Annotated in this window: 10 protein-coding genes and 1 pseudogene; 6 read left to right on the top strand and 5 right to left on the bottom strand. The window is 41.3% G+C overall.

What is annotated here, in order from left to right; genetic code table 11:
- Positions 1-413: 413 nt before the first annotated feature.
- The 3 genes from WN50_RS24360 to WN50_RS24350 form a co-directional block, all read right to left on the bottom strand.
- A complete protein-coding gene (locus WN50_RS24360) occupies positions 414-989 on the bottom strand; it encodes a DUF924 family protein (protein WP_046276558.1) in 576 nt (191 codons plus the stop codon).
- A gap of 11 nt (positions 990-1000) precedes the next feature.
- Complete coding sequence (locus WN50_RS24355) at positions 1001-1624, bottom strand: CHAP domain-containing protein (protein ID WP_046276557.1); 624 nt, start codon at positions 1622-1624, stop codon at positions 1001-1003.
- Between the two features lie 75 nt (positions 1625-1699).
- Positions 1700-2341 carry a class I SAM-dependent methyltransferase gene (locus tag WN50_RS24350; RefSeq protein WP_046276556.1) on the bottom strand — a complete coding sequence of 214 codons (642 nt, stop codon included), beginning with the start codon at positions 2339-2341 and terminating at the stop codon, positions 1700-1702.
- A 76-nt stretch (positions 2342-2417) separates the two neighbouring features.
- On the opposite strand from WN50_RS24350, the gene WN50_RS24345 reads away from it, so the two are divergent.
- The 4 genes from WN50_RS24345 (at position 2418) to WN50_RS24330 (ending at position 5946) form a co-directional block, all read left to right on the top strand.
- Positions 2418-3200: an SDR family NAD(P)-dependent oxidoreductase gene (locus WN50_RS24345; RefSeq protein ID WP_046276555.1), complete on the top strand. Its 783-nt coding sequence runs from the start codon at positions 2418-2420 to the stop codon at positions 3198-3200.
- Positions 3201-3517: 317 nt separating this feature from the next.
- The gene (gene psbQ / locus WN50_RS24340; RefSeq protein ID WP_046276554.1) at positions 3518-3964 is read left to right on the top strand and encodes a photosystem II protein PsbQ; all 447 of its coding nucleotides are present in this window, start codon (positions 3518-3520) and stop codon (positions 3962-3964) included.
- Between the two features lie 133 nt (positions 3965-4097).
- Entirely contained in the window at positions 4098-5207 is a 1110-nt protein-coding gene (locus WN50_RS24335) for an NAD(P)/FAD-dependent oxidoreductase (RefSeq protein WP_046276553.1), read from the top strand.
- Between the two features lie 115 nt (positions 5208-5322).
- Positions 5323-5946: a cysteine dioxygenase family protein gene (locus WN50_RS24330; RefSeq protein ID WP_046276552.1), complete on the top strand. Its 624-nt coding sequence runs from the start codon at positions 5323-5325 to the stop codon at positions 5944-5946.
- A gap of 70 nt (positions 5947-6016) precedes the next feature.
- Here the strand turns inward: WN50_RS24330 and WN50_RS24325 are convergent, their stop codons facing one another.
- Complete coding sequence (locus tag WN50_RS24325) at positions 6017-6841, bottom strand: HAD-IIB family hydrolase (RefSeq protein ID WP_046276551.1); 825 nt, start codon at positions 6839-6841, stop codon at positions 6017-6019.
- Between the two features lie 276 nt (positions 6842-7117).
- On the bottom strand, positions 7118-8770 hold the full coding sequence (locus WN50_RS24320) for an ABC transporter permease (RefSeq protein WP_046276550.1): 1653 nt from the start codon (positions 8768-8770) through the stop codon (positions 7118-7120).
- A 239-nt stretch (positions 8771-9009) separates the two neighbouring features.
- Here WN50_RS24320 and WN50_RS24315 point away from each other — a divergent pair, with 239 nt between their 5' ends.
- Both WN50_RS24315 and WN50_RS24310 read left to right on the top strand, forming a co-directional pair.
- On the top strand, positions 9010-10131 hold the full coding sequence (locus tag WN50_RS24315; RefSeq protein WP_046276549.1) for an ABC transporter ATP-binding protein: 1122 nt from the start codon (positions 9010-9012) through the stop codon (positions 10129-10131).
- A gap of 94 nt (positions 10132-10225) precedes the next feature.
- A pseudogene (locus WN50_RS24310) lies at positions 10226-11025 on the top strand (CopG family transcriptional regulator); the annotation flags it as partial.

Genomic DNA, 11025 nt, shown 5'->3' with positions numbered 1-11025 from the left:
GATATAAGGCTCTTTCTAATGCTATAATAACTCTACTGGCAGGGTATTCAACCAGTTGAAAAACCCAGCATCTAATCGATGCAATTAACCTTGAAAACTTAAGGGATGGGGTTCTTGCAAGAAATGCTTTGGCCATATAAAACCTTAAAGCACCAAGTACAGAGAACAAAGCATTTTTTTCTCAAGTACGGTAGGGCATACCGAAACTATCTCTGAAATGGGATGAACGACTGGGGAGACTCACCCCTCAAAGAGTAGGTTAGGAAACTAGCTTGCTGTAAGGGTTGTCAATGAATCAGTAATCCAAAGCCGTGAGGCTTGGAGAATCCCCTTTCTTTAGAAATGGGGAGTATGTCAATCCTACTGTCTGTCTCCCTATCAATTATCGGAACCAAACATTTAAGGATTTCATCTTAAAATGAAGAGCCGGGTTGTTGTAAAAATGCTTCTTCTTCGGGTGTGCTTTCTCGTCCTAAAATTTCGTTTCGATGGGGAAAACGTCCAAATTGTTTGATGATTTCCCAATGACGAATGGCATAATTAATCGATGATTGACTATCAGGATCATCACTCAGTTGTTGCATTAACTCAACAGATTTTTCTTGCTCGGCTAAATTTTCACTGTGTTCAAACGGTAAATATATGAACCAACGTTGTACAGGTAACATTGCCTGATCAAACCCTTGACTGACGGCGTATTTTGCCATTTCCAAAGCTTTCGTATCTGTAACAAACGCTTGGGCTTGACCTCGAAATACATTACGCGGAAATTGATCGAAGAGCAAAATTAATGCTAAACAACTGTCGGGTGATTCTTTCCAAAAATCAAGTTGACCTTGGGCGGCTAATTCATAATCTGCTAAAAAATGGTTTCTGATTTGTTCATCAAACGCTGAATTTTTCTGAAACCAAGCTTGACGAGGTTTACCGTAATCTGACTGTTTGGGACTGCCAAACCAGAAGGCTAAAATTTCTTCTACTCTAGACACTTTATTCTGGGTTAATTTACTTTTTCTTTCCCTAATAACTGATTAATCAATTGAGTATGATATTCAGGAGCGGTTTGAGTTCCTTGAGACGGTTTCTGAGGTAAATTTGTTGTTGTTTCTTTCTCAATCTGTTTCTCTTTATCGGGTTGAGAAATAGACGGTTGAGGAATCGGTAAAGCGATCGCATAGGGACGACCAAAACCTAAAAACGACCCTGGATCACGCCGCCGCCGCATCACTTGTCCGCCGTTAGAATCATTGCCAGTTCCTGTATTTCCCTCAATACTAATAATACTGCCATCCGGGTTCACCGACTCAACAATACCGATATGATCGGCAATGCCATCGCCTCGCCAACAATAAAACACTAAATCCCCGACTTGCGGTTGAGAGTACCACTGAGTTTTATATTGAAACCATCGCACTCCATCTGGACAATAAGCGAATCCTTTTGCTGTCCGAATGGGTAAAGAAATCCCGGCTTGATCACAGCAATAGGAGACAAATACTGCACACCAAGGAACGTGATCCATTCCATACCATTGACCATATTTCGTGGAATTACTACCGGGGGGATATTCAGTATATCCAACTTCATTGGCGGCGATTTGAACAACACGAGCCGGAGTAGTCATTGGGGGATCTCCTGGTTTTTAAAGAAAGAAATTGAGGATATTCTTTTGAATTTAGCATAATTTTCTCTGTTTTTATCAAGGTCTTAATCCTGTGTTATTTTCTCCATTAAATTTCAGAAACTTTGTCAGCAAAATCGGCCCCAACAAATGATAATGACCTTGACAATACCATCCCACTGTTTGACCAAATTCAGCCCGTTGTACTCGACTATAAAACCGCAGTCCACCCGGAGAAACAGGAACTAGGGCTTGGCGAGTTTGATCGTTAGCCTGATAGTCTGCTAAATAAAAACACCCACCCGGACGTAAAACCCGGTTAATTTGTTCAAAAACTTGTTGAGGATGAGGATAATGTAAGAAACTAATTGTACAGAATACCGCATCAAACTGATGTTCTGCAAAGAGGAGAGACTCCACATTTGCTGTTGTAAAACTCAGGCGTTGGGGGTAACGGTTGCGTGATCGCGCTTGATGGATCATCTCATTCGACAGATCGACTCCGGTTGCGGTTACGGTAGGAAATTGTTTGGCGATCCGATCCAACAAGCGCCCTGTCCCACAGCCGAGATCGAGAATATTGGCTTGATCGCCGAGTTCAGCATAGTCTAACAACCGCTTATGAACCGCTTGATAAAATATCGTTGTCAGCAAACAATCATAACTGGGCGCCCAACGATCAAAAAACCATTGTTTATTTCTCAAGAATGTGTCTGTCATCGTGTTTCTTAGGTAAAATTCCTCAATTGTTAGGGTGTTAAAATTTTTAAAAGCGAACTAGAAAAACTCAAATCTAATGAAAACTGCATTAATTACAGGAGCTTCCTTTGGTATTGGTGAAAGTTTTGCGCGTGAGTTAGCCTCCCGTAAAACTAATCTTGTTTTAGTGGCACGTTCAAAAGAAAAACTCGATCAACTCGCCCAACAACTTCAGGAAAAACATCAGATCAAAGCCGAAGTTATTGCCAAAGATCTCACCGAACCCGGAGCAACCCAAGCGGTTTTTGACGAAGTGACTCAAAAAGGAATCACAATAGACCTCTTAGTAAATAATGCAGGTTTAGGAGATTACGGCCTGTTTGTCGAACGAGATCTACAAAAACAGGTTAAGATTATCCAACTCAATGTTATCGCATTGGTTGAACTGAGCCACCTGTTCTTGAAACCGATGCAACAACGAGGTTCAGGATCGATCATTAATGTTGCCTCCATCGCCGCCTATCAACCCATTCCCTATATGTCGATCTATTCGTCCACAAAAGCCTTTGTTCTGCACTTCAGCGAGGCTTTATGGGCAGAAAATCAAGATGCAGGCATTCATATTTTAGCGCTTTGTCCTGGGCCAACAGAATCGAACTTTTTTGAGGCGGCTGAGTTTCCCTCAAGCTTGGGGGGAGGTGGAAAACTGGTAACAGCGAAGGAAGTGGTTGTAGAAGCACTGAAGGCGTTAGAGAAAAATCAGTCAACTTTAGTCACAGGGGGTTTTGGAAATCACATTATTGCCAATATCTCACGCTTTGTTCCCAGAGATCTGGTGGTTAGTATAGTTGAAAAGCAGTTTAAAACCCCAAAACAGTGAACCGTTATCACTGATGTAGGAGGTTCTCAACAGATGGGTGTTTTCCCACAAACAATTTATATCAACCTACCTAACTGATGTAGAGGCGGGTTGATTTAGGTTATTTGTGAGAAACATACATTTTTGACAGAACCCACCCCTGCATTCACTGGTGAGTGTCAGGGGGCGGGTTTATGCAGGTTGTCAGTGAGAGACAGACATTTTGACAGAACCCGCCCCTACATTAGGTGAGTGTAAACTATTCCCTATTCACGGCGATCGCAATTTCTGCAACAATAGATCGGGTAGAGGATGTCACATTGATAAAAATTTGAGCTATGAAACGTTATCGTTCTATTTTGTCTTGCCTATTGGCGTTTGTCATGGCGTTTATCGTCGGTTGTGGTTCTCCACAAGTTAAAGAACCCCCAACTTACAGCGAGGCTCAACTCCAACAAATTCAGAAATACCAGTCTGATCTTATCGGGTTGCGCGATCGCATGACCAGTGAATTACCTGCTTACATTAATAATCGGAAATGGGTTGAGGTGAATAATTTTGTTCATGGCCCTATGGGAAGTTTGCTTCAGGAGATGAACTATTTAATCAAAAATCTCCTCCCAGATGATCAACCTCCCGCCCGACAATTAAGCCGAGAAGTGTTTGAACATTTACTTCAAATTGGAGAAGCGGCAGAAAAAGCAAATCTTTCTCAAGCTTCATTGAATTATCAAGGGGCATTGGAAGATCTCAATGCTTTCTTGGATTTAGTTCCTCAAGCGTAAAACACGATTAAACCTTTGACCGCAGATGAATATCGGTGAATACAAGAAATAGGAATCTCCTGTATTGATCGGTTTGACTCTGCGGTTAATTGTTGATTTTTTAAATTAAAAACAAAGCAAAATTTAAAATAATATGACTCATGTTGTTGTGATTGGATGTGGAATTGTTGGGGCGACTATTGCCTATGAACTGAGCCAAATTCCTCAACTCACGGTAACAGTTCTTGATCAACAGCCACCCGGCAAAGCGTCCACAGGAGCGGCTTTAGGGGTATTAATGGGAGCGATTAGCCACAAAACAAAAGGCCGGGCTTGGCAAATGCGAGAAACCAGTATCAAGCGTTATGAAACGTTAATTCCTGAACTGGAAAATATTACAGGTCGTTCGATTTTGTTTAACCGTCAAGGCATTTTAATGTTGTGTTTTGTGGGAGAAGATTTGCAGAAATGGGAAGAAGTCATTAACATTCGCAAAACTCAAGGCTGGCATTTACAACAGTTAGATGTCGCTCAAATTCAATCCAACTATCCTCAAATTAACTGTGAAAATATTATTGCAGCTATTTATTCTCCTCAAGATCGACAAGTTGATCCGACTGCCTTAACTTTAGCATTAGTTGATGCTGCTGAACACAACGGCGTTAACTTTCAGTTTGGGGTCAAAGTAGAAGCATTTCAAACGGTTAATACAACCGAAACTCAACGCATTTGTCCGCAACTATTTACGACGGCTGGAGAAATAAATGTTGATTGGATCATTATCGCCGCAGGACTGGGAACAACACCGATTCTTCCCACAGAAAATCATCAAAAATCGATTAACATTCGTCCGGTTCTTGGACAAGCTGTACAGTTGAAATTGTCTCAACCTTTGGGAGAGTTAGAACCTGTCATTACTGGGGATGATGTGCATATTGTACCTCTTGGAAACGCTGAATATTGGGTGGGTGCAACGGTTGAATTTCCAGGGAATGATGATCATATTGTAGTCGATCAAACCCAAATTAATCCCGTTTTAGAAGGGGCAATTCGGCTTTGTCCGGCGTTATCGGAAGCAACAATCATTCGTCAATGGTCGGGGTTGCGTCCGCGTCCTGATGGAAAACCTGCACCGATTATTGAATATTTGTCAGGATATGAAAATATTTTGTTAGCAACTGGACATTATCGCAATGGCGTTTTATTAGCCCCCGCAACGGCTGAAACGATTCGTAAAATGATTGTAAAAAAATTAGGCATCTGAAGATTATCGTCTTAAGATATAAGAGTGAGGAAACGTTAACCTAAACTAATTGTTGAAAACGGTTCACTGTTAACAGCCACCTGAAGTTTTTATTTATTTTTTGAAAGGAAATTCTATGAATAATCGGGATTGGCTGGTGAGGGAAGATGGTCAGTGTTTACCCTGTGAATCAGCCAGAGATTGGGATTTACTTAAAAGTGAGTATCGCTTACATCGGTTTCTGACTGAAATTGAAGATGGGATTAATCAATCTACTGAAAAAGGTGAGACAGAGATTGATTTTTTACCCGATTTACGTCGTTTAGTTCGTCAATTAATCACCAATTCCTATTGGTTGAGAACCCAAGTTCCTGAACCCTGTACTAAAACAGGAACTTCAATTATTATGTTGTATGATGAGATAGGATTTCCCCTCACTGTACAAACAGAAACGGTTTTACCGGGTCGAGGTTCTCCCATTCATAATCATGGCACTTGGGGAATTGTCGCAGTGTTAAAAGGACAACAAAAAAATGTCTTTTGGAAGCGTCAACCGTCTACAGATTTTCCCGATCAAATCGAAAAAGTCGGAGAAAAAATTCTCAAGGAAGGGGAAATTATTAGCTTTACGTCTGATGCCATTCATCATATTGAAGCGGTTGGCGATGAACCTTCTTTTACGTTTAATTTATACGGTGAAACTAACGCCGCTAATCGCTTTCAATTTAATGCAGAGAGTTGTTTAGCCAAGCCCTTTTAAGGGGGATATCATTCAATTTGTTGTAGGGCTAAAGCCCTATCTTATGCGCGTGCATCGCAACAACAAACGGTTAATTTAAGTTGATATTTAGACGCTTGCTAATTTCTCTAACTACATTCGCCCAGCCCTGACAACCCGATGCGCTGGCGACTTCCCAACCCCGATTTTCTAAACCCGGATGAGGGCCTTTTTTCCCAGGGATAATAATAGGAATTTCGACAACTTCTAACATCGCTAAATCATTCGGGCTATTTCCTAAACCCACTGTAATGATTTTAGCATCCGGTTGATGATTTTGGTATTGTTGAATCAGCCATTGCACGGCTTTTCCTTTCCCCGCTTCTTGACCAATTAAATGAGAAAAACGATCTCCCACAACCACCTGAAATCCTAACTGGTTTACGGTTTGTTCAATCTCTAAACTGGTAAAATTTTTCGGGGTAATAAAAGGTTCAGTAAACTCCCGATCTTTCGCCCGTTTTACATCTTCTGGGGCTAAACCTGTTAACTGATGAATTTCGGCTTCAGTTAAGTCTGCAAACCCTGTTAACGGTTGATTTAAAGCCTCTGCTACAGCCTTGAGTCCTTGACGGGCTTCTGTGTAGGAAAAGCCAAACTGCATTAAATCATAATCTCCCCAATTTTTAGTTTGGGGAGAAGCTAAATTTTGTTGAGAAATCGGGATAAAAACTGCACTCCCATTTTCCACAATAAACGCATCGGTTAATCCGATTTTTTCGCGTAAAACTTCAACTTCAGAGCGAGTTTTACTGGTAACAGGAATAACAGGAATATTCAGATCTTGCAGTTGTTTAAGGACAGGTAAAGCCGCCTCATAGCCATAATCATCCGAGTTGAGTAACGTTCCATCCAAATCGGTAAAAATCAGTAACATATCCCCAAACCTAACGTTAATCTCCAAAAACCCGGTTTCGTAGGAGAAACCCGGTTTCTCTCTTTGATTACAAATCGGTAAAAATTAGGCGCAACAGAATGGGCCAGTTTAGTTATTGATTTTCACCCATCCTACTTTAGTTTACCTCAATTTCTATCTATAAATCTTTCTTGTCTAACTCAACATAGACAACACCCAGATAAAATCTTCGTGTCTTTGTGTCTTTGTGGTGAATTTATCCAGATCAATATCTGCTTATTCTCACTTGCTAGACAACTATAAATCAACAGAATTATGACGAGATTGAGCAATTTTTAAACTCATAAAAAGCACCGGAAGCATTCCCACTGCAACTAAAGCTAAAGCTGGCCCTGCGGCTTCGGCTAAACGTTCATCTGCGGCTAAATTATAAACTCGTACTGCGAGGGTATCAAAATTAAACGGTCTAACGACTAAAGTTGCAGGTAATTCTTTCATTACATCAACAAACGTTAGCATTCCTGCTGTTAATAAACCGCCCCACATTATCGGGGTATGAACTTTGACTAAGGTACTGGTTGGGTTGTGACCTAAACTGCGGGCTGCATCATCTAAACTGGGTTTAATTTTACTCAAACTGGAGTTGACTGCACCAAAAGAAACGGCTAAAAATCGTACTAAATAGGCAAAGATTAAAGCGGTAATGGTTCCACTCAATAACAACCCCGTTGAAATGCCAAATGTTGAGCGCATAAAGCTATCAATAGCATTATCAAACCGACCTAAAGGAATTAAAGTTCCGACTGCAATGACTGAACCAGGTATAGCATAACCCATCGCCGAAATTTGTACAGATAACCGCATTCCTAGACTGGGTTTTAGTCGGACTCCATAAGCCATTACTAAAGCAATCACTATCGCTAAAACTCCGGTAATTGTCGCGACCAGTAAGCTATTTACGGCAAACTCAAAGAAGCGTTTATCAAAGAGAGTTTGCAGATTTTCTAGTGTCATTTTTAAAAGTAATATTCCGGGAAGGAATAACCCTAAAAACACCGGAATACAACAAGCAAAAAATGCTAAAACTGCTCTGATTCCTTTGAGTTGAAAGGGATTTAACTGTTTAAATCTGCTGTTACTTTGATAATATTTGGCTTGACGACGTGACCAAAGTTCGAGTAAAATTAATCCTAAGATAAACAGCATCAAAACGGCTGCAAGTTGGGCGGCTGCGACCCGTTCTCCCATGCCGAACCAAGTCCGATAAATGCCAGTTGTAAATGTATCTACACCAAAATATTGAACGGTGCCAAAATCATTTAAGGTTTCCATTAAGGCTAAAGCTAAACCCGCCATAATTGCAGGTCGAGCCAGGGGTAAAGCAACGGTTAGAAAACTGCGCCAAGGGTTACAACCGAGGGAACGACTAGCCTCTAACATACAGGTTGCTTGTTCTAAAAAGGATACCCTTACTAATAGATAAACGTAGGGATAAAGGGTTAAGATTAAAAGAGCGATCGCCCCTCCAATAGAACGAATACTCGGAAACCAATAATCTCCCACCGCAGTCCAACCAAAAATAGCCCTTAAACTGCTTTGAACCGGGCCGTAAAATTCTAACCATTCGGTGTAGACATAGGCTAATATATAGGCTGGTGCTGCTAAGGGGAGTAATAGCAGAAATTCAAACCAACGACTTCCCGGAAAGCGACACATTGTTACCAGCCAAGCCGTTCCTACACCAATGAGAAAAACTCCTAAACCCACACCTAACATCAGAAGCAATGAGTTTTTGAGATAACCCGGTAAAACCGTCGCCGCTAAATGACTCCAAACTTGGCTAGAATTGGTGAAAATACTGCTGAGAACAAATAAAACTGGACTGGCGATCAGCAGGGCGATAACCGTTACAAAAGCTGTCCAAGCGTTAAAGCGAAAAACCCGAAACATTTTTTTACTCAATTTGGTTAACAATATCAGAAACCCGGTTTCTGGTAACTCCCATCAGCTTACAGCCTAATTTTGGGTTGAGAAACCCGGTTTCTCTGGTCTTGTAACACAGTTTACAAAACTTTACCGCATATTAATGAGAAGATATCTTAAAAAGAGAGTAGTATTAATAGGGACTTTTTGATTTAAAATGGCAATAAGCTAATCTAGATAGAGGAGTTGGGTTAATCAAGTTAAACATGGGTCAGTCTGTTATTTTACATCTAGAAGAAGTCAGCAAGCAGTTCTCGCGCCAAGATATCCCGGCGGTTCAAAAGGTGACGTTGACATTAGACCAAGGGGACATCTTAGGGTTGTTAGGGCCATCGGGTTGCGGGAAAACAACACTATTGAGAATGATTGCTGGATTTGAACAACCGCAAGCCGGAACGATTAAAATCGCTGAACAAGTCGTTGCCAGTCCCGACTGTTGGCTCCCTCCAGAACAGCGAGATGTGGGCATGGTGTTTCAGGACTACGCGCTATTTCCTCATTTGAGTGTAGAGAAAAATGTCGCTTTTGGCTTACAAAGTCGCAATAAAAAGTCAAGTAGCGAAGTGAAACAGCGAGTGGCTGAGGCGATCGCTTTAGTGGGGTTGTCGGGTTTGGGAGAACGTTATCCTCACGAACTCTCCGGGGGTCAACAGCAACGAGTGGCTTTAGCGAGGGCGTTGGCGCCTCGTCCGGCTTTAGTGCTTCTCGATGAACCGTTGAGTAATCTTGATGTTCAAGTTCGTCATCGACTCCGCCAAGAGTTGCGAGAAATTATCAAAGCGGCGGGAACTTCAGCCATATTTGTGACTCACGATCAAGAAGAAGCGCTTTCGATTTCCGACTGGGTGGCGGTGATGCGTTCTGGATGTTTAGAACAATGTGGCACTCCTGAAGAAATTTATCAACAACCTGCTTCTCGGTTTGTCGCTGAATTTGTCACCCAGGCTAACTTTATCCCCGCTCAACGTCGGGGTGATGTTTGGGAAACTGAACTGGGATGTTTTGCGATTAATAGTAATGTAATTAATGGCAATGGCAACAATTTAGAGCAAGTTGAACTGATGGTGCGTCAAGAAGATTTTATTCTCCAACCGGATGAAGATGCACCTGTGATCATAAGAGATCGTCAATTTTTAGGACGAGAACTTCACTATTGTTTACAAGTTCCCTCTGGACGAGAACTGGTGGCTCGAACCAAAGCAGGAGCGGCTTTATCCATTGGAATGCGAGTTCAAGTGTCTGTCGCCAACGATGCGCTGCAAGTGTTTCCAGTCAAGCCTAAACCGACTCAATCCAATTGGAAACCTTTTGTTCGGGTTAAGAAATGACTCTCTCGTTGTTACAAATCTTAGAAATCTTTGATCCCCATCAGCAACTATACTTTGAATACAGTATTAAAGTTAAAATGCTGAGGAGAAAGCAATGTCAAGAAAGAAAAAACGCGGTGTTCCAACCTTGTATTCAGAAAGCAAGGTAAAAGTCGGGGTATCTCTGACTCCAACTGGAGCAAAGCGATTGGGTGACATTGCTAGAGAGCTTGGTTTATCTCGATCTGAGTTTGTTGAACGTATTGCTAGAGGTCAGTTTGATGTTTCTGGGAGCGGTAATGAAACAACAATTACACTAGAGACAAATACAGAAGCAAAAACAGTCAATTTAGCAGTGAGTTCCGATGAAAACTCAGTTGCTCCCCAAGTCGAAAGCGAAGTCAGTCACCCCTCTGAAAATCAAGATACGACTGCTTTTGTTCAACTCCAAGAACGCTATCAAACGCTTCAACGTCAGTCAGACGAACAAGCAAACACGATTAACAATTTAGAACAACAACTCGCTAAATTCTCCCAACTCGAAACTCAGTTAGCCAAAACGGTTTCAACTGAAGATTATCAACAGGTGCAAAAACAGTTAGAACAACAACTTGAAACAGTTCAACTGTTAGAAACACAGTTAGCCGAAACGGTTTCAACTGAAGATTATCAACAGTTACAAAAACAGTTAGAACAACAACTTGAAACAGTTCAACTGTTAGAAACACAGTTAGCCGAAATGGTTTCAACTGAAGATTATCAACAGGTACAAAAACAGTTAGAACAACAACTTGAAACAGTTCAACTGTTAGAAACACAGTTAGCCGAAATGGTTTCAACTGAAGATTATCAACAGTTACAAAAACAGTTAGAACAACAACTCGAAACAGTTCAACTGTTAGAAACACAGTTAGC

The organism is Limnoraphis robusta CS-951 (genome assembly GCF_000972705.2).
Note: the sequence above shows the minus strand (reverse complement) of the source record. Positions and strands in the feature narration are given on the sequence as shown.